Annotated in this window: 12 protein-coding genes; 9 read left to right on the top strand and 3 right to left on the bottom strand. The window is 40.3% G+C overall.

Annotation, left to right across the window (positions count from 1 at the left end; translation table 11 throughout):
* Positions 1-109: 109 nt before the first annotated feature.
* Entirely contained in the window at positions 110-1,126 is a 1,017-nt protein-coding gene (gene sohB, locus CWC02_RS00900; RefSeq protein WP_138600541.1) for a protease SohB, read from the top strand.
* Between the two features lie 76 nt (positions 1,127-1,202).
* On the opposite strand, the gene CWC02_RS00895 is transcribed toward sohB, so the two are convergent.
* On the bottom strand, positions 1,203-2,534 hold the full coding sequence (locus tag CWC02_RS00895; RefSeq protein ID WP_054551461.1) for a dicarboxylate/amino acid:cation symporter: 1,332 nt from the start codon (positions 2,532-2,534) through the stop codon (positions 1,203-1,205).
* Between the two features lie 193 nt (positions 2,535-2,727).
* Between CWC02_RS00895 and CWC02_RS00890 the strand changes: the two genes are divergently transcribed.
* Together CWC02_RS00890 and topA are read left to right on the top strand one after the other, a co-directional pair.
* Complete coding sequence (locus CWC02_RS00890) at positions 2,728-6,060, top strand: Ig-like domain-containing protein (protein ID WP_138600543.1); 3,333 nt, start codon at positions 2,728-2,730, stop codon at positions 6,058-6,060.
* A gap of 294 nt (positions 6,061-6,354) precedes the next feature.
* Positions 6,355-9,015, top strand: coding sequence for a type I DNA topoisomerase (topA, locus tag CWC02_RS00885; protein WP_138615908.1), 2,661 nt, complete (start codon positions 6,355-6,357; stop codon positions 9,013-9,015).
* A gap of 133 nt (positions 9,016-9,148) precedes the next feature.
* Here topA and CWC02_RS00880 read toward each other — a convergent pair whose 3' ends face one another.
* Entirely contained in the window at positions 9,149-9,391 is a 243-nt protein-coding gene (locus tag CWC02_RS00880) for a hypothetical protein (RefSeq protein ID WP_054551458.1), read from the bottom strand.
* Positions 9,392-9,627: 236 nt separating this feature from the next.
* On the opposite strand from CWC02_RS00880, the gene CWC02_RS00875 reads away from it, so the two are divergent.
* Positions 9,628-10,176, top strand: a complete 549-nt coding sequence (locus CWC02_RS00875; RefSeq protein WP_054551457.1) for a TIGR00645 family protein — start codon at positions 9,628-9,630, stop codon at positions 10,174-10,176.
* A gap of 56 nt (positions 10,177-10,232) precedes the next feature.
* Here the strand turns inward: CWC02_RS00875 and CWC02_RS00870 are convergent, their stop codons facing one another.
* Positions 10,233-11,858: an alpha-glucosidase family protein gene (locus tag CWC02_RS00870; RefSeq protein WP_138615906.1), complete on the bottom strand. Its 1,626-nt coding sequence runs from the start codon at positions 11,856-11,858 to the stop codon at positions 10,233-10,235.
* Positions 11,859-12,541: 683 nt separating this feature from the next.
* Here CWC02_RS00870 and CWC02_RS00865 point away from each other — a divergent pair.
* The 5 genes from CWC02_RS00865 (at position 12,542) to CWC02_RS00845 (ending at position 22,232) form a co-directional block, all read left to right on the top strand.
* Positions 12,542-15,331, top strand: coding sequence for a TonB-dependent receptor (locus CWC02_RS00865; RefSeq protein ID WP_138615904.1), 2,790 nt, complete (start codon positions 12,542-12,544; stop codon positions 15,329-15,331).
* Positions 15,332-15,436: 105 nt separating this feature from the next.
* On the top strand, positions 15,437-16,933 hold the full coding sequence (locus CWC02_RS00860; protein WP_138615902.1) for a tryptophan halogenase family protein: 1,497 nt from the start codon (positions 15,437-15,439) through the stop codon (positions 16,931-16,933).
* Between the two features lie 2 nt (positions 16,934-16,935).
* Positions 16,936-18,786, top strand: a complete 1,851-nt coding sequence (locus CWC02_RS00855; protein WP_138615900.1) for a glycoside hydrolase family 13 protein — start codon at positions 16,936-16,938, stop codon at positions 18,784-18,786.
* A 94-nt stretch (positions 18,787-18,880) separates the two neighbouring features.
* Positions 18,881-20,755 carry an alpha-amylase family glycosyl hydrolase gene (locus CWC02_RS00850; RefSeq protein WP_502705389.1) on the top strand — a complete coding sequence of 625 codons (1,875 nt, stop codon included), beginning with the start codon at positions 18,881-18,883 and terminating at the stop codon, positions 20,753-20,755.
* Entirely contained in the window at positions 20,748-22,232 is a 1,485-nt protein-coding gene (locus tag CWC02_RS00845; protein WP_138600557.1) for an MFS transporter, read from the top strand. The genes CWC02_RS00850 and CWC02_RS00845 overlap by 8 nt, the downstream gene beginning before the upstream one ends.
* The last annotated feature ends 9 nt before the right edge of the window (positions 22,233-22,241 follow it).

Raw genomic sequence — 22,241 nt, 5'->3', positions numbered from 1 at the left:
TGCTATTAATTACGTAATAACCAATTAAGTAAAAAGCCACATCATGTGGCTTTTTTTTGCTTTAAAGCGTGGTAAATTGTGCCGAAGTATTAATAAATGGAGAGTTTGATTGGAATTTTTATATGAATACGGGTTGTTTTTTGCAAAGACCCTGACATTTGTCATCGCAATTGCAGTGATTGTTGCCATTATCATGGGCGCAGCAGTGAAACCAAAAGCGAAGAAAGGGGAGATAACAATTGATGATTTAAGTGAGCAACTTGATGATCTAAAACAAAGCTTTATCGAAAATACCCTTTCTAAAAAAGAGCTCAAGGCTCATCAAAAACAGCAAAAAACTGAGGCTAAAAAACAGCAAAACGACGAGCCTAAATCGCGTTTATATGTCATTGATTTCAATGGCAGTGTTGATGCCCACGAAGTAGAAAGCCTACGAGAAGAAATTACCGCTATTTTAACCATTGCTGACAAAGAAAAAGACCGCGTACTGGTTCGCCTTGAAAGTGGTGGTGGTGTGGTGCACGGCTATGGCCTTGCTGCCTCTCAACTGCAACGCTTACGTAATGCTGGCATTCATTTAACGGTAGCTATTGATAAAGTAGCAGCAAGTGGCGGCTATATGATGGCCTGTGTGGCCAATGAGATTGTTGCAGCACCTTTTGCCATTGTTGGCTCGATAGGTGTTATTGCGCAAATTCCTAACTTTAATAAAATCTTGAAAAAGAATGATGTTGATTTTGAGCAAATCACCGCAGGTGAATACAAGCGTACGCTAACTATCTTTGGTGAAAATACCGATAAAGGTCGTGAAAAATTCAAAGAAGAAATTGAACAAACCCACGGTTTATTTAAAACCTTTGTGAGTGAGCAGCGTCCATCTCTAGATATTGATACTGTTGCAACCGGTGAACATTGGTTTGCTACTCAAGCGTTCGATAAAGGTTTAGTTGATAAGATTGATACAAGTGATGATATCTTATTGAGCCAAGCTAAAGAACGTCAAATCTTTAAAGTAAAATACCGTGTTAAGAAGAATTTAAGCGATAAGCTCGCCGTCGGATTAAGTTCAGGGGTAAGTAAAGCGGGAGTGACTTTAATGTCTCGTTTAAAAGGCTTAAACCCGTAAATTTAAAAACATGAAAGTAGTATAAAAAACCCGCTTATTATTTAGCGGGTTTTTTTATGAGTTAATTAGTGTGAAATTAATTAATAGATTTATGGTAATCTTCTAAATCTTTAGCGGCATTTGGGTCGTTAAATACGTCCTCATCAAACTCACCTTCAGATTTTGCAACCACACAGGTCACCATGCAGTCACCGGTCACGTTAACAGCGGTTCGCGTCATATCAAGTAAGCGGTCGACACCAATGATGATAGCAATACCTTCTACAGGCAATCCAACTTGATTTAATACCATAGCTAACATAATAAGGCCTACACCCGGAACACCAGCAGTACCTACAGAAGCAAGGGTTGCGGTTAAAATAACCATCAGATAATCAGAAATCGTTAAATCTACTGCAAAAACTTGCGAAATAAAAACAGTCGCAACGCCTTGCATAATCGCCGTACCATCCATGTTGATGGTTGCGCCAAGGGGCACGGTAAAAGAAGCAACAGAGTTATGAGCACCTAACTTTTTATTTGCTGTTTCAAGGGTAATAGGCATAGTTGCGCTTGAGCTTGATGTACTAAATGCAAATAAACAGGCATTTTTCATTTTCTTTAGAAATGTAATAGGGTTTAGACCTGTAAACAGCTTAAGTAACAGGCTGTAATTCACAAAACCGTGAAATAATAAAGCAAAAACAACGACACCAAAATATAAGGCCAAGCTAGTGATAAGCTTTAAGTCAATGGTTGTAAATAATTTTGCCATTAAGAAAAATACACCATACGGTGCAATATTCATAAGCAGTGTTACAAGCTTTAAAATTACGGTATTTAAATCTTCAAAAACACTGGCCACTCGTTTACCTGCTTTTCCACTGAGTGCCATCGCAACACCAAATAACAAGGCAAAAACGATAACTTGGAGCATGTTGCCACTTGCCATTGCATCAATAGGGTTTGTTGGGAACATACCAATAATGACTTGCGCAAGGGTGGGAGCTTCTTTCGCACTATAGTTAGCATCTGAAGGTAAATTGATTCCCTCACCTGGATTCACTAATAACGCCAAGGTGATAGCAACAGTAATGGCGATTGCCGTTGTCGCTAAATAAAGCAAAATAGACTTACCACCTAGTCGACCTAACTTTTTTGGGTCGCTCAAGCTACAAGTTCCACAAACAAGTGATACAAATACTAAAGGCACCACAAGCATTTTTAAGCTTGCAATGAATATTTGCCCGCCAACATGGAAAATACCATCAACAAAAAAAGCTTTAATAGGTAAAGAGAATAACCCTAATGGAATAAGGAAATCGTCTTCACCCGCTAAAATGGCTTGAAAGATAAAACCAACAACTACACCAAGTACCATACCAACCATGATACGAGATGTAAGGCTTAAAGACCGTACTTTTGACATACACCTAATCTATCTTGTTATAAATTTTGTCATAGACTACCAGCATAAGGATTTTTATACAGAAAAATTCGATAAATAATTAAATTAATTCGTTAAGAAATGAATAAAAAAATGATTATTTTCGGACTGATTTTAGGTTAATATTAGGTAAATAATAAAACAAAGTTTGAAATAGCTAACTAGGGAGAGGTCAATGCCTTTATTTCGATGGCTAAGTGTAATAGTTTTCAGCTCATTATTAGCTGCTTGTGGTGGCGGTGGCTCACTGGAAAGTGATGGTGGTTCGCTTGATGGTGGGGATGATTCAACAGCTGAAGCTAGTTATGAAATTGCAGTACAAGGTTTTTCGCTGTCATCTGGTGAACAAGATAATCAGGTAACAGCTGACTCTCCGTTAACAATATCTGCTACATTAACAAATAATGATGAAGCTGTTGCTGGGGTTGTGATTAACTTTAGCTTAAACGGCGATATTGGTCTTTTAGATCCAGTATCTGGAACTGATCTAACAGATAGCAATGGTGTTGCTTCTATTAAACTTACGGCAGGTGATACTGCTGGCGCTGGTATAGTAACTGCTACCTACGCTCTTGATGGAGATACCTACAGCGACACATTTGGTTTCACATCGGATGGTTCAGAATCAGATGATTCAAGTGTGAGCGGCAGCGTCACATTAAACCTCACTATTACAGACACTTCTGGAGCACCGTTTACTGTTGATAACCCTGTAAGCAAAGATAATAAAGGTACAGTCACAGCAACTTTGCTTGATGAAGAGACGCCCCTTGCAGGTCAACTTATTTCATTTAGCACTAATTTTACAGGTAAAATTACGCCTGTTTTAGGAACCGCTCTAACAGATTCAAATGGTGAAGCTTCTGTAACACTGAGCAGTGGTGATGCGAAAGGGGCAGGTCAAGTTGTAGCAACCTATACAGATGAAAGCGGTAATGCAGTCACTAAAATTGCTGGCTTTATTTCTAATGGTGATGAAGCCCCTGATGATGCTATACAGTATTCGGTTACAGCTTCTCTTTTAACTGGTTGTGTCCCTTCTTGGGATGATAATAGAAGTAACGTAAAACTAGACCCGACCTCAATAGCATCAGGCTGTAGCATAACTAACTCGGTATCGAGTGCTGAACTTGCTGATTTATTTATTGAAGTAACAAATCAGCAAAGTGGTGACGCTGTTGCTAATGCACTAGTCGAAGTAACAACTGATCTAGGGACTGTCCTTCCATCATCAGGTCGAGCGTTGACTGATAGCTTTGGTGTTGCACTATTGAAAATCCAACCTGGTAACACTGGCGGTGCAGGAACAATTACAGTATCTGCTTTAGATGAACAAATTAGCACTAACTTTGCAGTAGGTATCGCAGATTTAATTCTAGAAGTGGACAACGGCCTAAATGTTGACTCAAATGGTGATGTAATTCCTCTTAAAGCTGGAGGAAGTACAATTATTGAGGTCACTTTAAAGGACGAAGAAGGGAATTTATATACCACACCAACAGATGTAGAATTTAGTTCAACATGTGTTGATAACAATAATTCAAGTATTGATGCCTCTGTAAAATCATCAAGCGGTATAGCTAGTTCTACCTATAGAGCCAATGGTTGCGGAATTGATGATGTTGTTAATATTACAGTCGAAACGGGCGGAAAGAACTTTACTGCTTCAACGATCATCCCTGTTGAAGTTTCAGCAGTACAATCAATTCAGTTTATCGACGTATCAGAACCGGTAATTGCTCTTCCTCCAGGTGAAGGTGGCTTACCGACACAGTCTGTCGTTCGCTTTAGATTATTAGATGCCGACGGCATTGTATCGCCACAGCAGCGAATTGATTTTAAGTTAACAGACTCAACTGGTTTAGCTGGTTTGACTCAACGTACGGCGAATACAGACAATGATGGTGTTGTGCAAACTACGGTCACTTCAGGTATTGTGCCTGGTCCTCTTGTAGTTAAGGCTTGTTTTGTTTCAAAAACAGATGTTGCTGCATTACCAGAAGGTGATGATTTATCATGTTGGACAGATGAGGTGCAGTTGTGTGCAGATGAACCAACAAATGACATTTGTCCTGAAGGAACGCTTCACCTCGTACCACTAGCAGAGCAAATCAATGCAGTATCATCGCAACTTGCATTATATTCAGGCATTACGGATCAAAATAGTTTCGATTTAAGCCCTCAAGTTTTTAACCCTAATGCACTGAATTACAATGGAATTACTAATAGTCTTACGGTTTATTTTGGTGACCAATTTAATCAATTTAATAGTAATGGTGTCGAATCAACAGTTTTGACAGAATCAGGCGTTGTAGGTCCACAAAGTAATGAAGCGGTGTGTCGTACTACTGACGCGTCATGTGTAGTAACGTGGCGTTCACAAGGTGAGCGACCGTTCTATGATTACAAGTGGGGTAATAGAATTGGTGAAATCGATGGTAACTCTGCAACTACCGAAGGTATAAACCCTAAGACGGGTGATGTTAACTGCGATCCTTATTTTGAAACTGCAGCGCCTTGTATCGGGACATTAGTTCGCGCTAAAAACGATCCTAATGGTGTTATCCGAGGCGGAAGAACAAGTATTATTGCTGTTGCAAAAGGTCAAGAAAGCTTTGTCGATGAAGAGTCATCAGATGGAATAACTAGGCGCAATGGTTTATTCGATATTGGCGAATATTACACATTATATGACTTACCAGAAGCGTTTAATGATCATAATGAAAATAGCACTTTTGACAAGGCGAACTGCAGTGATGCAGATAGTGATAGTTACGATCCGAACACAGATCAATGTTCTGAATTAAACTCGCGTGGTGGTCATAACGAAACATGGCGTGATCTTAATAATAATGGAATTTATGACGGTGCAGATGGTTTGTATAATGGCTTATTGTGTAGTGAAGCTGCCTTTAATGCAGGCCAGTGTACCCGTGATTTAATTGAAGTTCGTAAGCAAATTGAAGTTGTCATGTCTGGTGATGATCCATATGTTCGCTTTGCTGTATTAAAATCCAATGAAGTAGTATCTGCTCCATATGAGGTTTTAGTGCCTGCTGATTGTTCGAGCACAATAGCTGGTGTATTTGAGGTATCTGATAATGCGTTGTGGTGCGATGTCGCCTCTATTGATTTATCTGAAGTATCTCGTGCTAACCCAGACTATGATGCAACAGACCCCAATGAAACAGATCCTGAGACCTTAGAAGTGGGTTTATCTAGTATCAATGTACGTATTTTTTATAGTGATGAGTTTGGTAATCCACTTCCTGCTGGAACTGAAGTTTCGCTAACGGCCGATAATGGAGATTTTTCTATAATTGAGCATGAGGAAACGATTCCGAGCACAAATCGTGACTCAACAATGTATTCTGATGTTCGAATTGCTAGGGAGTCTGATGGTAACCAAGATCAAGATGGTGTGCTAACTATAACTTTCCAATTTGAAAATCAGCTTGGCGGAACTAAAACGGTGAGCCGATCGATTTCAATAATCGATGATAAATAAAGTTAAATCTTAAAAAATGCCAACCAGAAGGTTGGCATTTTTGTTGCTGTTCTATATATTCCCCTTGAAATTACCTTAAAACACCACATTGACTAAATTAGCAACAAAAATTGTTTAATTATTCAGTCAATGAAGAAAAGTTTCTATTAAAAGCTTGTAACAATTGGTGTTTGTAGATATACCTATAAATATTCGTGCTCCAATGATAAAAATCATACTTATTTGTTTAATGTGATTGATATACATTTATAAGGGCAAAAAACTTTTAAAATACTCGGTCAGAAATAGGCAACTATGGGCAAATCACTTGTAATTGTAGAGTCTCCTGCAAAGGCAAAAACAATTAATAAATACTTAGGTAACGATTTCATCGTAAAGTCCAGTGTTGGGCATGTGCGTGATCTACCAACTTCAGGTTCAGGCAAAACAAAAACTGCAGCGACGAAAACCCCTGCTGAAGTTCGAAAAATGTCGCCAGAAGAAAAAGCTGCCTATAAAAAGCAACGCGACTATAAAAATTTAGTTGCTCGTATGGGTATTGACCCTGAAAAAGGCTGGGAGCCACATTACGAAGTCTTACCGGGCAAAGAGAAAGTTGTTCAAGAATTAAAGAAACTTGCTGAAAACGCCGATAAAATATATCTCGCAACCGATTTGGATAGAGAAGGGGAAGCGATTGCATGGCACCTCGAACAAATTATTGGTGGCGAGCCTGAAAAATATAAGCGAGTTGTTTTTAATGAAATTACTAAAAATGCGATTCAGCAGGCATTTGAAACACCCGGTGAACTAAACACTGACATGGTTTATGCGCAACAAGCGCGTCGTTTTCTTGACCGAGTCGTGGGTTTTATGGTGTCGCCATTACTGTGGGCTAAAGTAGCACGTGGCTTATCAGCCGGTCGTGTGCAATCTGTTGCAGTACGTTTACTTGTTGAACGTGAACGCGAAATCAAAGCATTTATCCCCGAAGAGTTTTGGGATATCCACGCTGACGTTAAAAATACAGAGGCAGCTTTACGCTTAGAAGTTACTAAACACGCTGACAAGCCTTTTAAACCAGTTAATGAAGAGCAGGCGATGTCTGCTGTTAGTGAACTCGAAAAAGCTGACTACAAAGTCATTAGCGTTGAAGAAAAGCCTAGCAAGAGTAAACCGAGCGCACCTTTTATTACTTCAACCATGCAACAGGCTGCCAGTACGCGCTTAGGTTATGGTGTTAAGAAAACCATGATGCTTGCTCAACGCTTATATGAAGCGGGTCACATTACCTATATGCGTACCGACTCAACTAATTTATCGAAAGATGCAGTTGAAATGTGTCGTGATTACGTGACAGAGCAATTTGGTGAAAAATATTTACCGAAAGCACCGATTAGTTATAGCTCTAAAGGCAATGCACAAGAGGCACACGAAGCGATCCGTCCTTCTAGTGTTACCGTACTATCTGGTCATTTAGACGGTGTTGAAGCAGATGCTAAAAAACTTTACGAATTAATTTGGCGCCAATTTGTTGCCTGCCAGATGGTTCCTGCTGAATACGATCTAACCACTTTAACAGTGGGTGCTGGCGAATATCAGTTAAAAGCTAAAGGTCGCGTTCTTCGCTTTGATGGTTGGACAAAAGTCCAACCGGCTGTTCGTAAAAAGAATGAAGAAGATCAATCACTGCCAGCAGTTAAAGAAGGTGATGTTTTAACGCTTGTTGAGCTAGATCCTAAACAACATTTTACAAAGCCACCTGCACGCTTTAGTGAAGCGAGCCTAGTTAAAGAATTAGAAAAGCGTGGCATTGGTCGTCCATCTACTTATGCATCTATCATCTCTACGATTCAAGATCGTGGTTATGTGCGTGTTGAAAATCGCCGCTTCTTCGCTGAAAAAATGGGCGAGATAGTTACAGACCGCTTAGTTGAGAACTTCGAAGATCTGATGAACTTTGACTTTACCGCTAAGATGGAAGGCCGTCTCGATGACATCGCAGAGGGTGAGCGTGTTTGGACACAAGTACTTGATAGATTTTACGCAGACTTTTCAACACAGCTTGAAATTGCCTCAGGTGACGAAGAGCAGGGTGGCATGCGTCAAAACCAAATGGTCGAAACTGATATTGATTGCCCTACGTGTGGTCGTAAGATGGGGATTCGTACCGCATCAACGGGTGTATTTTTAGGTTGTACTGGTTACAACTTGCCACCTAAAGAGCGCTGTACTACAACCATGAATTTGGTATCAGGCGATGAAGCTATTGCTGCGGATGTCGAAGACGTAGAAACTGAATCTCTAATGCAAATGAAGCGTTGCCCAATTTGTGAAACGGCAATGGATTCATACTTAATTGACGAAACACGTAAGTTACATGTGTGTGGTAACAACCCGGCATGTAAGGGTTATATCGTTGAGCAAGGCACCTTTAAAATTAAAGGCTACGACGGCCCTATTATCGAATGTGATAAATGTGGCTCAGACATGCAGTTAAAATCTGGTCGTTTTGGTAAGTACTTCGGTTGTAGTAATGAAGAGTGTAAAAATACACGTAAGTTACTCAAAAATGGTGAAGCTGCGCCACCAAAAGAAGATCCAGTTCACTTACCTGAACTTGAATGTGAAAAGTCAGAAGCTTATTTTGTACTGCGTGATGGTGCGTCAGGTATTTTCTTAGCGGCTAATACTTTCCCTAAATCACGTGAAACGCGTGCGCCTAAAGTGGAAGAATTAAAGCGTTTTAGAGATCGTATTTCTGAAAAGTTTTATTACCTTGCTGACGCACCTACACAAGATCCTGATGGAAATCCTTCAGTCGTTCGCTACAGCCGCAAAAATAAAGAGCAGTATGTAATGAGTGAAGTAGATGGCAAAGCCACAGGTTGGACCGCCCACTACCAAAATGGTAAATGGGTAGAAGAAAGTAAAAAGAAAGCGCCTGCTAAGAAAAAAACAGCAGCCAAAAAATAAATCGCCAGATTATATAATCGAAGTCGCGGCGTAATGTCGCGCAAACTTATTGTTAATTTGAGATGCAAATAAAAAACCGGAACGCACATCATTGTGTCATTCCGGTTTTTTCATATTCTAAGTAGACGTAAAATTAGATTTGTACGTCTTTTACTTTTTTATAGCCTTCAGCTTCAAGCTCATCGTTTACACATTTTAATACGTATGGCTTTAATTCTTCGTTGCTGATGTCATCATCTTTTGCCCAGTTTAAACACATTTCAGTGTATTCTTTGATCATTTCAGCTGATGCTTCAGGTGCTTCGTTAGCGATTGCATTCGTTGCTGACACGCTTAAAACAGGTGCCAAAATTAGTGCTAGCAATGCTTTTTTCATTTAATTATTCCTAATCAAAAAATTAATTATCACTGGCTAAATGCACAGTAATGGTGCGCAATGTGTATGTCACTTTGCTTGAGTGAATTTATAAACTAAATTTCAAAAAAAGATAACGAAATTTTTTTATCGTAAAGATAAGCAAAAAATAACCACTATTTTGCCTCTAATGCTGGTAATCGTAAGGTCAAAACACGTATTATCGCGCTAATTTTAAAAGAAAAGTGAACTAACTTATGTCTGAACAAGGGACTCATTCAAAAACAAAGAAAGTACCAACCAAACTAGAACAAGTTGTAGAGAGTTTTATTTTTCGCTCGCGTTGGTTACTAGCGCCATTCTTTATTGGCTTATTAGTCGCTGTGGTATTACTGCTGCTAAAGTTCTTTAAATATTTATACAGCATGGCTTTAAATACGTTCACTGCGTCAAACCAAGAGCTTTTGGTAGGTATTTTGACTTTAGTTGACACTGCGCTACTAGCTGGGCTTTTGCTTATTATTATTTTTAGTGGTTATGAAAACTTTGTTTCAAAATTAAATATAGAAAACCATGAAGATAGACCAGTTTGGATGGGCAAGGTTGGTTTCTCTGGCCTTAAGATGAAGTTGATTAGTGCAATTGTTGCAATCTCGGCTGTGGAGCTTTTAAAGGTATTTATTAGCTCAAACAACCATTCAACAGATGAGTTACTCTGGAAGGTGTTAATTCATGTCACGTTTGTGGTGTCGGGGGTGTTGTTTGCTCTTACAGATTACATTAATAGTAAAACCATGAACCACTAATACCACGAAATAAAAAAGCCCTGCAATTGCAGGGCTTGGTGTTTAACAACTGATTATTAATTCAGGGTTGCGTAAAAGCAACCAAACCCGGGCAGAGTGACTGTATTATTGTTTAATTCAGCTGTGTGATGAGAGATCTCTGTATGCTGTGAAGACACAGAATCAGAGAGTGTCAGTTCGCTACTTTTTGCACTTAAGTTGAATGCACAAAGCATTTTAGTGTCGTTAAGCGTTCTATAAAAAGCAAGCACAGGCTCTTGTGTTTCGATAAATTCAATGCCGCCTTCAAGCAGTACGTTCTTATCTTTACGCCATGCCATAAATTCACGATACGCATTCAAAATTGAATCTTTATCTTGATCTTGCGTGTTTACCGCAACTGATTTGTGTGCATTGCCTACAGGTAACCAAGGTTTTACTGTAGAGAAACCAGCTTGCTCAGCATCTGCTGCATCCCATGGCATTGGTGTACGACAACCATCACGGCCTTTAAAGTTTGGCCAGAATGTAATGCCGTATGGGTCTTGTAAGTCTTCAAATGCGACTTCAGCTTCACCTAAACCAAGCTCTTCACCTTGGTACATACACACGCTGCCACGTAAAGACGCTAACAGGGCAGTAAGCATTTTACATTGCTGCGGATTGATAATGTTATCTTTACTCCAGCGGCTAGCAACGCGTTCTACATCATGGTTACTAAATGCCCAACATGGCCAGCCTTCGGTCATACGCTGCTCAAGAGTACTAACTGTTGTACGAATATATTCAGCGCTATAGTCGTTAGTCAGTAGCTCAAAGCTATAACCCATATGAAGTTTGTCACCACCTGATGTGTATTCAGCCATGGTTGCGAGTGAATCTTCAGATGAGATTTCGCCTAATGCAACGGTACCAGGGTACTTGTTTAGTAGGGCACGAATGTCCTGCATAAAAGTCAGGTTTTCAGGTTGTGTATTATTGAAGTAGTGATATTGGAAAGCGTACGGGTTGTCTTCGCTAAAACCACGACCTTGACGTTTTTCTGGTGGCTTAGCCGGGTTGTCACGTAATTGCGCATCGTGATAGCAAAAGTTAATTGCATCTAAACGGAAACCATCAACGCCTTTCTTCAGCCAAAACTCAACATTGTCTAATACTGCTTTGCGTACTTCAGGGTTATGGAAGTTTAAATCAGGTTGTTCAGTCAAAAAGTTATGTAAATAATATTGACCACGACGCGGTTCCCACTGCCATGCAGGACCACCAAAAATAGATAACCAGTTATTTGGTTGTGTACCGTCAGGTTTGGCATCTGCCCACACGTACCAATCTGCTTTATCGTTGATCTTATCTTCACGGCTATCAAGGAACCATTGATGTTGATCTGAGGTATGGCTCAATACCTGATCAATAATGATCTTAATATCACGTTGGTGAGCTTGTGCAATGAGTTCATCAAAATCATCAAGGTTACCAAACAATGGATCGATATCACGATAGTCACTGATGTCATAACCAAAGTCTTTCATTGGTGATTTAAAGAAAGGTGAAACCCAAATAGCATCAACACCTAGGCTTTTAATATAATCAATGCGATCAATGATACCTTTGATATCACCAATGCCATCGCCATTGGTGTCTTGGAAACTGCGCGGATACACTTGATAAATAACCGCACCTTTATACCACTGCTTTTGAGCCATGTTTTTCTCCATCGTGACACTCAGAGTGTGTAAACTGTAAGGCAACCATTAGTCGTATATGTTGCCGGAATGTCAAAAGCATACGTGAAGGGTGTGATACTGTAAAAACTCTGCATACGTATGCACGCCAAATTCACCTCTGTCCTCAGTAAAACTTATTAACTTGATTTAAAATTGAGCAGCATAAATTTAGCGCCGTAAAATTTACCAATTAGTAAAGTAATTGTCTTATTCCAACTCAAAACGCCAGCGTGGTGCATAATATAGCTGGCTTACACCAGAATGGTGCAATGTGATTATTGGTAAGACCAATTATCATTGTTCCATGTGCGTTCCTATTATTATTGCGTTAAGTCACCATTTAAGCGGGATAAATGGCCTAGCACCTATTTCTGTAACCAAATTGGGGGCGAAAATATAGCGAAAATGTTTCATTACTATTAATTTACACAGTAAAATTGATAAATCATTTATATTCAATCGGTTATGGGGTGGGTTTGTAAAGATGGTGTTAATATTTGTAATGATGAGCTACGCTGAATACGTATGCATAAATTTGTTAAGAAAATAACCAGGGCGTTAATATTCAATTCGACAACAAAATCAGTCAGCGAATAACAGCTATTATGTTCATGAATAACTGCAACACGTTGACATTACAATTTGGGTAATGGGAAAACATCATGTCTATGTTCAAACCAAGTATATTAACTCTGGCTTTAACAGCCGCAGGTTTAAATAGCTTTGTAGTGTATGCTGCAGAAGAAGACCAAAAAACAAAAAACGACAACGTTGAAGTTATCGAAGTAAAAGGTTTTCGTGGCAGTGTTGTAGAATCTATTAATACTAAACGCTTCACTCCTGAAGTTGTTGAGTCAATCTCAGCTGAAGATATCGGTAAATTACCTGATTCATCAATTGCAGAATCAATTGCACGCCTTCCTGGTTTAACAGCACAACGTCTAGACGGTCGAGCTAGTCGTGTAAGTGTTCGTGGTTTCAGTGAAAACGAAAGTGCAACAACATTCAACGGTCGTGAGCAAGTTTCAATCGGCGACAACCGTGGCGTTGAATTTGACCTTTACCCATCAGAAATTATGAGTGGCGTAACGGTATACAAAACCCCAAGCGCAGGCATTGAAGCAGAAGGTATCGCTGGTGTTATCGACATGCAAACTGTTAAACCTTTAAGCAAAGGTGAGCAAGTTATCATGTTCAATGGCCAGTACGAACAAACGGGTTTTGATAAATTAAACCCAGACGGTGACGATAAAGGTTTCCGTGGTACGGTTTCTTATATTGACCAATTTGCTGATGATACAATCGGTGTTGCATTTGCATACAACACGATGAGCTCTCCAAACCAGGAAAAACGTTGGAACTCTTGGGGTTACCCTGAACAAGATGTTGGTGATGAAACTTATTCAATCTTAGGTGGTGCTAAACCATTTGTACGTTCATCGACGCTTGAACGTGATACAGCCATGCTTGTTATTGAAGCTGCGCCGACTGAACGCCTGAACATGACCTTTGATGCTTTATATGTAGATTTCTCGGATGAGAAAATCTTACGCGGTATCGAAGTGCCATTTGCATGGGGTCAAGGAACTCGAGATGAATCTTCATTTGTAATTGATCAAGAAAGTGGTTTCATCACAAGTGCAGTAACAGAAGGCCAACGTGTTGTTGTTCGTAATGACTTTGAAGAACGTAAAGCAGAGCTAACTCAGTTTGGTTTTAATGCAAAATATGACATCAACGATGATTGGTCTGTCGAATTTGATATAAGCCGCTCTGAAGTTGAGCGTCAAATCTGGAGTATCGAAAGCTACTCAGGTACAGGCCGTGGTGATGCAAATGGTGTTGCTGACACAATCGGTTATGAATTTGACGGTGGTAACACAGGCGCACAATTCACCCACAACCTTGATTACAGCGATTATGATTTAATTCAACTTGGTGGCCCATTATCTTGGGGTGCAAGTGCCGCACTTAACAATAAGTACGGTCTAAATGGTACTGATTATCAGAATACCGCTCAAGATGGCTTTATTAATGCACCAGAGATCAATGATGAGTTAAGCACATTAAAACTTGCTGCAAGTAAGGTGCTTGATAACGCTTATATCAGCCGCGTGTCATTTGGTGTGTCTTACCGTGATCGCGAGAAGAGCAAAGTGTCTGAAGGTTACTTCATGACATTAAAAGACTTCTCTTTATCAAACCCAGGTATGTTATCAATCCCTGAGCAATACCGCTTAGGGTCAGCGAGCCTTGATTTTATTGGCATGGGCAACATGGTTGCTTACGATACTAACGGTTTAGTGAACGATGGTTATTATAGCTTGCTTCAAGAAAGCTTGACGGATCAAAAGCATTTAACGCGTTCATGGACAGTTCAAGAAGAAGTAACTGCGTTATTCGCACAAGCGGATATCAATGCTGAAATTGGTTCAATTCCTGTTACGGGTAATGTTGGTGTACGTTATGTGAAAACTGAGCAGTCATCTCAAGGTTTTGAAGCATCAAATGTTGACGGGTTGGTACAAGCAATCCCTACGGATATATCTCATGATTACAGCCACTTCTTGCCAAGTATCAATTTATCATTTGCCATTGACGAAGAACAAACGGTTCGTTTTGGTGCAGCGAAAACGATTTCACGTGCTCGCTTAGATGAAATGAATGCATCAATTGAGACGTCATATAACTCGGCTCAACCTGATGAAAATGGAAATAATTGGAGTGTTACTGGTGGTAATGCTGAACTTGAGCCAAAAGAAGCTACGGGTTTTGATTTAAGCTACGAAAATTACTTCCATGAAGAAGGTTACTTTGCAGCAGCTTTATTCTATAAAGATATTAATCAATGGATCTTTGATGATACTTATTTCGTTGACTTAACTGGTAAAGTTAACCCTGCAACTGGTGAAGTGCCTGATAATCCAACTGCAACTCGTAGAGGTAAAGTAAATGGTGGTGGTGGTGACCTTTGGGGTTACGAGCTTTCATTAACATTACCATTCACTATGTTCAGCGAATCTTTAGACGGTTTTGGTTTAATAGCAAGTCATACAGGTGTTGAGCAAGATATTAAAGACCAAAATGGTAATGAGTTTGAATTACCGGGCCTATCTGACCAAATCGATAGCTTGACAGTGTACTTTGAACGTAACGGTTTCCAAGCGCGTACAAGTATGCGTAAGCGCAGTGACTTCAAGGGTGATGTTTATGGCCCTGGCTTTGCAACACAGCAAGTAGACATTAAAGGCGAAACAATTTGGGATGCACAAATTGGTTATGACTTTAGCGAAGGCGGTGTAGAGAGCCTTGACGGTTTATCTGTCACTTTCCAAGTACAGAACATCACTGAAGAGCCGTTTACATCATTGCAGGGTGATAACGCACTTCAAGTACGTGATTATCAAGACTACGGTCGTACATTCCTGTTAGGCTTCAGCTACAAGCTGTAATTAGCTAAAACAGCTATAGAAAATTGCCCTTGTGATTTGTTTTACAAGGGCTTTTTTATATCAGTGAGCTACACTCAATGAATTGAAATTGGCGTTAGGTGTACTATGGAAACAAAAAAAATAACCAAGGTCGTGATTGCCGGTGGTGGTACTGCTGGTTGGATAACCGCTGCATTACTTAATAAAGTGTTAGGCAAAGTTCTTGATATCACGCTGGTAGAATCAGCAGAAATTGGCACTGTGGGTGTCGGTGAAGCAAGCATTCCACCTATTTTGCATCTAAATGGTGCGCTTGGCATTTCTGAAAAAGAATTTATTAAAGCCACTGGTGCAACGATTAAGCTCGGTATTGAGTTTGAAAATTGGCGCAGCCAAGGCCACTGCTACATGCATGCCTTTGGTGAGATAGGTAAAGATTTTCCGTTTTGTGAATTTTACCATTTTTGGTTAAAAGCACATCAAGCTAACAATGCACCTGACTTTTGGGATTTTTCACTTAACTATCAAGCTGCCAAAGCACATAAGTTTGCCCACCTTAAACACATTCCTAACACCCAGTTAGCGGGCTTACATTATGCTTACCATTTTGATGCTACTCGATACGGCGAATTCTTAAAAGAATTCGCGCAATCACGGGGCGTAAAACGCATTGAAGGAAAAATTGAATCGGTTAATCAATGTCATCAGAGCGGGCATATTCGCTCTTTGCTGCTTACAAATGGCGAGCAAATTGATGGCGACTTATTTATTGATTGCACCGGTTTACGTGCTTTATTAATAGAGCAAACACTTAATACCGGCTTTGAAGATTGGTCGCATTGGTTACCGTGTGATAGTGCGATTGCGGTGCAAAGTGAATCAGCTTCTGATGCAATTCCCTATACGCGTTCAATTGCAAGAAACTCAGGCTGGCAGTGGCAAATACCATTACAGCATCGAGTAGGCAATGGCCTAGTTTATTCTTCACGCTTCTTATCAGACGAAGCGGCAAAACAACAGCTCTTGGATAATTTACCTGCCAAACCACTGATAGAGCCGCGTGTAATTAAGTTTAAAACAGGCCGCCGTTTAAAGCAGTGGCATAAAAATGTGGTATCGGTTGGCTTATCAAGCGGTTTTTTAGAGCCATTAGAATCGACCAGTATTCATTTAATTCAAAGTGCAGCCATTCGTTTAATTAAGTTTTTTCCTCATCAAGGTATTAAACAAAGCCTTGTAGATGAATTTAATCAACAAAGTAAAACAGAATTTGAGCGAATTCGTGATTTTATTATTCTTCATTACAAGCTTACTGATCGTGATGACAGTGCGTTTTGGCGTTTTTGTAAAGGCATGGATATTCCATGTAGTCTCAGAAAGAAAATTGAGCTATTTAAAACCAGCGGCAAGCTAATTAGAGAAGACGATGAGCTCTTTGCCGAAATCGCATGGCAGCAAGTAATGATAGGGCAAGGGCTTATTGCAGAGGATCACCATCCTTTAACAGATGCGTTATCTGATGAGCAATTAAATGAGTTATTTAGCAATTTAAAAACCTTGATTAATAGCACTGTCGAGCAGTTGCCGACCCACAATCAATTCTTAGAAAAAGTACAAAATTAATTATGAAAAAAACACAAACATTTTTAGCGCTTACAACCGCATTTACACTTTTTAACTCAACAGCAAGTTTTGCAATTACTGCGTCACCAGAAAACTGGTGGGTAGGGATGCAAAACGACTCATTACAAGTCATGCTTTACGATAACAATATTGCTAACAAAACGTGGCAAATGGTGCCTTTCATAGGCGTTGAGTTTAAAGGGGTGACAACAACAAATAACCCTAACTACGCGTTTTTAGATTTAACCATCAGCGATAATGCAAAGGCGGGAACACTGACTTTTAAAGCTGAAGACGGCACCACCTTTACTTACCCGTTAAATGACCGTGATAAGCAAAGTGCCAATCGTCATGGCTTTACAAATAGAGACACGCTTTATTTAATAAACCCTGATCGCTTTGTAAATGGTGACCCAAGTAACGATAGTGTTGCAGGTATGCAGGAGGCTGCAAACCCAAGCTTTAAAGGTGGCAGACATGGCGGTGATATTCAAGGTGTTATCAATAGCCTAGATTACCTTGAGGACCTCGGTGTAACGCAACTTTGGTTAACACCGGTGCTTGAAAATGACATGCCAAGTTATTCTTATCATGGTTATGCTATTACTGATTTTTACAAAGTTGATCCGCGTATGGGCAGTAATGCGCTTTATAAAACCTTATCGGCAGAAGCGAAAGAGCATGGTATCGGCTTAGTGATGGACATGGTACTTAACCACTTTGGTTCATCGCATCAGTGGATGAGTGACATGCCAACGGCAGATTGGGTTAACTTTGATGGCAAGTTTGAAAACGGTAAAAATGCCACTAGTCACGCCAGACAAACAATTCAAGACCCTCATGCGAGCCAATACGACAAACGTCAATTTAATGATGGTTGGTTTGTTGAGACGATGCCTGATTTAAATCAGCGCCAGCCGTTACTATCAACGTATTTAATTCAAAATGCCATTTGGTGGATTGAATACGCCAACTTAAGCGGCATTCGTGTTGATACCTATTCATACTCAGATAAAGCATTTTTAACCGATTGGACTAAAGCGATAATGACCGAATACCCAAACTTTAATATTGTTGGTGAAGAGTGGACAACCAACCCAGCAATTGCATCTTATTGGCAGCGTGGCAAAGTCAATCAAGATGGTTATACCTCTGAGTTACCAAGTGTAATGGACTTTTCATTACAAGAGGCGTTGATCCAAGCACTTAACGAAGAAGAAAGCTGGAATACAGGTTGGGTTAAAGTGTATCAATCGCTGGCGAATGACTTTTTGTATGCTGATACAGATAACATTTTAGTGTTTGCAGATAACCATGACATGAGCCGTGTTTACACTGAGCTGGGTCAAGACCTTGCAAAAACTAAATTAGCCATGACGCTGTTGTTAACAACTCGTGGTATTCCACAAATTTATTACGGCACTGAGCTGCTGCTCGATAACACGCCAAGCAATGACCACGGTGATATTCGCATTGATTTCCCGGGTGGGTTTAAAGGTCAAAAAGCGAATGCCTTCACAGGTAAGGGGCTTTCAGCTGATCAGCAAGAGATGTTAGCTAGCATGAAAAAACTGCTTAAGCTTCGTCAAGAAAAACCAGCGTTAAGCGAAGGTCGTTTAATGCATTTTTCACCCAAGCAAGGCATTTACAGCTATGTGAGAGAGCACAATGGCCAAACTGTATTGGTTGTTCTTAACAAAAACCAACAAGCTATTGATTGGGATTTAAGCTACATGCAAGAAGTGCTGAAAGGCAATAATAAAGGACGCGATTTAATCAGCGAAGAGCGTGTTGATCTTGCTGCGCCAATCCGCTTAAAAGCTATGCAAGCACGCTTAATAGAGCTTGAATAATTGCAACTAATAGGCTGAATACGTATGCATTTACTGTCCGTATGCAGCCCTTAACATTAGTATGAACTGATATTTACAGAAAAATGAAGTAATGATGACAACATACAAACTAACTGCGTTAGTAGTGGCTTCGGTTTTAGGTTTAACTGCCTGTGGTAACGATGCGCCAGTACAGCAGAACACGCAAAAGCAGCAATCAGAATCTAGCCAAGCAGCTATCTCTAAGCCTGTGGTCTACCAAGTATTCACTCGATTATTTGGTAACACTAACACCACCAATAAACCGTGGGGCACATTAGAAGAAAATGGGGTAGGTAAATTCGCTGATTTTAATGATGCTGCATTACAAGGTATTAAAGAACTAGGTACAACACATGTTTGGTACACCGGTGTACCGCGTCATGCTTTAGTAACTGACTATACCGAATACGGTTTGTCACAAGATGATCCTGATGTTGTAAAAGGCCGTGCAGGCTCGCCTTATGCAGTGAAAGACTATTACGATGTTAATCCTGATTTAGCAATTAACCCTGAGCGCCGCTTAGAAGAGTTTGTCGAGCTAATCAATCGCACTCATAAGCACGGTATGAAAGTGGTTATTGATATTGTGCCAAACCACGTAGCGCGTAACTATGAGTCGGTCGCAAAGCCTGAAGGCGTTAAGGATTTTGGTGCTGAAGATGACACGACGAAAACCTATGCTCGCGATAATAACTTTTATTATGTAACAGGGCAGTCATTTCAAGTGCCAACAAGCGATAGCTACCAAGTGTTAGGTGGTAACCCGCATCCTCTTGCTGATAATCAATTTGCCGAAACCCCAGCAAAATGGACGGGTAATGGGGCCCGTGCCGCTAAACCCGACATCAATGATTGGTACGAAACAGTTAAAATCAATTACGGTGTGAAACCAGATGGTAGCTACGACTTCCCGACGCTACCGGATGATTACGCTGATAAAGATTACCGTGCGCACTACGCATTTTGGCAAGATAAAGACCTACCAAATAGCTGGTATAAATTCCGCGATATCGCGCTTTATTGGTTAGATAAAGGTGTTGATGGTTTCCGTTATGATATGGCCGAGATGGTGCCTGTTGAGTTTTGGAGCTTTTTAAATTCATCAATCAAGATGCAAAAAAGCGATGCCTTTATTTTGGCTGAGGTATATAACCCAACGCTTTACCGCCCATATATCCAACAAGGTAAGATGGATTACCTTTACGACAAAGTCGGTTTTTACGACACGGTTAAAGCTGTGATGCAAGGCAAGCAATCAGCGGATACTATTTTCGATATCCAAAGCCAAGTGGCGGATATTGAAGAGCATATGTTGCACTTCTTAGAAAACCATGATGAGCAACGCATAGCTAGCCCAGATTTCGCTGGTAGTAGTGAAAAAGGTAAGCCAGCGATGGTGGTATCTACATTGATGTCGCGCTCGCCAACCTTACTTTATTTTGGTCAAGCTGTCGGTGAAGATGGCTCTGAGGACGGTGGCTTTGGTGACCCAACGCGTACCAGTATCTTTGATTATATGGGTGTACCTGCGCATCAAGCGTGGATGAATAATGGTAAATTCGACGGCGGTGCGCTTTCAAAGCAGCAAGCTGATCTTCGCACTTACTACTCTAAGTTAATGTCGTTAAACACACTTCCTGCCATTGTTGGTGGTGACATGCAAGCGATTGAATTGACAGGCTCAGAACAAGTTATTGCTTTTACGCGAAAGCTAGGTCAACAACTGGTGCTCGTCGTAAGTAATTTTTCAGAAAACCCTCAAGATGTTGAACTAACACTTAACCAAACGTTGTTACCTAAGCTTAATCACAGTGGCTTAACGTTAATTGATAACCTAGAAAATCATGCCGACATTGTGATTTCTGAGGCAGCTACGAATGCGCCAATTCAACTACAGCTGAATGGCTTAAGCAGTGCAGTATTTACCTTAAAGGCTGACTATGAATAATAACAAACCAACGCTGAGCTTTTGGCAAATATGGAATATGTGTTTTGGATTCCTTGGTATCCAATTTGGCTTCGCATTACAAAACGGTAATGTAAGCCGTATTTTTCAAACTTTAGGTGCCAATGTTGATGATATTCCAATCCTTTGGGTTGCAGCACCATTAACAGGTCTAATTGTACAACCGATCATCGGTTACTGGAGCGATAAAACTTGGAATAAGTTAGGTCGTCGTCGTCCGTTCTTTTTCTATGGGGCTATTTTAACGACGTTATCGTTATTCATCATGCCTAACTCACCAAGCCTTTGGATTGCGGCGGGTATGTTATGGATCATGGATGCGTCAATTAACGTGACTATGGAGCCATTCCGCGCCCTTGTTAGTGATAACCTACCGAAAAAACAACGTGCAACTGGTTATGCGATGCAAAGCTTCTTCATTGGTGTTGGTGCGGTTGTTGCGTCTGCATTACCTTGGATGATGACTAACTGGTTCGATATTGCTAATACGGCACCTGCTGGGCAAATTCCAGATTCTGTAAAATTTTCGTTTTACTTTGGTGCAGTAGTTTTATTAGTTGCTGTGTTTTGGACTGTATTTACCACGAAAGAATATTCACCAGAAGAACTTGAAAGCTTTCATGAACAAGAGCAAAGCGATGACTCGAGTGATGTTCAAAGTGATGTAAACTTTAACAAAGGCGCTGCAATCTTTACGGTTCTTGGTCTAGTAGTACTTGGTATTGTAACGGGTCTATCGCTTGAAAAAGAGCTTTATTTACTCGCTGGTGGTTTGATTAGCTTTGGTGTTATTCAATTTATTGCTGGTGCTTTAAAGGCTAAAAACGCAACCAGTGGTGGCTTTTATCAAGTTGTGAATGATGTATTCACTATGCCAGAAACGATGAAACAATTGGCATGGGTACAATTTTTTAGCTGGTTCTCATTGTTTGCAATGTGGATTTACACCACATCGGCAGTAACTAGCTTCCACTACGGCAGCAGTGATACAAGCTCTCTTGCCTACAATAACGGTGCGGATTGGGTTGGTGTATTATTTGCCGCTTACAATGGTTTTGCTGCCATTGCAGCACTGTGTATTCCGGTTATCGTTAAAAAAGTAGGGCTAAAAATGGCTCACGCTCTCAACCTAGTGCTAGGTGCATTGGGTCTGGTCAGCTTCATTATTATCAAAGATCCAAGTTTACTGATCTGGCCAATGATTGGAGTAGGGTTTGCTTGGGCGTCAATTCTATCTTTACCATACGCAATGTTAAGTACCTCAGTACCAAGTAAAAAAATGGGTGTGTACATGGGTATCTTTAACTTCTTTATTGTTATTCCGCAGCTGTTAGCGGCAAGCGTATTAGGCCTAATTTTACGTCACTTTTTTGATAATCAACCGATTTATGCGTTAGTGCTAGGTGCAGTGTCATTCGTACTAGCAGCGGTCGCTGTGCTGCGCGTTAAGCAACAATAATAAGGACAC

It is taken from the genome of Pseudoalteromonas sp. S2721 (genome assembly GCF_005887425.1).
Lineage (GTDB): Bacteria > Pseudomonadota > Gammaproteobacteria > Enterobacterales > Alteromonadaceae > Pseudoalteromonas > Pseudoalteromonas simplex.
Note: the sequence above shows the minus strand (reverse complement) of the source record. Positions and strands in the feature narration are given on the sequence as shown.

Excerpts from the sequence above, each read along its gene's own strand:
- CWC02_RS00895 (WP_054551461.1), bottom strand. The coding sequence starts at position 2,534 with ATGTCAAAAGTACGGTCTTTAAGCCTTACATCTCGTATCATGGTTGGT.
- CWC02_RS00890 (WP_138600543.1), top strand. The coding sequence starts at position 2,728 with ATGCCTTTATTTCGATGGCTAAGTGTAATAGTTTTCAGCTCATTATTA.
- topA (WP_138615908.1), top strand. The coding sequence starts at position 6,355 with ATGGGCAAATCACTTGTAATTGTAGAGTCTCCTGCAAAGGCAAAAACA.
- CWC02_RS00880 (WP_054551458.1), bottom strand. The coding sequence starts at position 9,391 with ATGAAAAAAGCATTGCTAGCACTAATTTTGGCACCTGTTTTAAGCGTG.
- CWC02_RS00875 (WP_054551457.1), top strand. The coding sequence starts at position 9,628 with ATGTCTGAACAAGGGACTCATTCAAAAACAAAGAAAGTACCAACCAAA.
- CWC02_RS00870 (WP_138615906.1), bottom strand. The coding sequence starts at position 11,858 with ATGGCTCAAAAGCAGTGGTATAAAGGTGCGGTTATTTATCAAGTGTAT.
- CWC02_RS00865 (WP_138615904.1), top strand. The coding sequence starts at position 12,542 with ATGTCTATGTTCAAACCAAGTATATTAACTCTGGCTTTAACAGCCGCA.
- CWC02_RS00860 (WP_138615902.1), top strand. The coding sequence starts at position 15,437 with ATGGAAACAAAAAAAATAACCAAGGTCGTGATTGCCGGTGGTGGTACT.
- CWC02_RS00855 (WP_138615900.1), top strand. The coding sequence starts at position 16,936 with ATGAAAAAAACACAAACATTTTTAGCGCTTACAACCGCATTTACACTT.
- CWC02_RS00850 (WP_502705389.1), top strand. The coding sequence starts at position 18,881 with ATGACAACATACAAACTAACTGCGTTAGTAGTGGCTTCGGTTTTAGGT.
- CWC02_RS00845 (WP_138600557.1), top strand. The coding sequence starts at position 20,748 with ATGAATAATAACAAACCAACGCTGAGCTTTTGGCAAATATGGAATATG.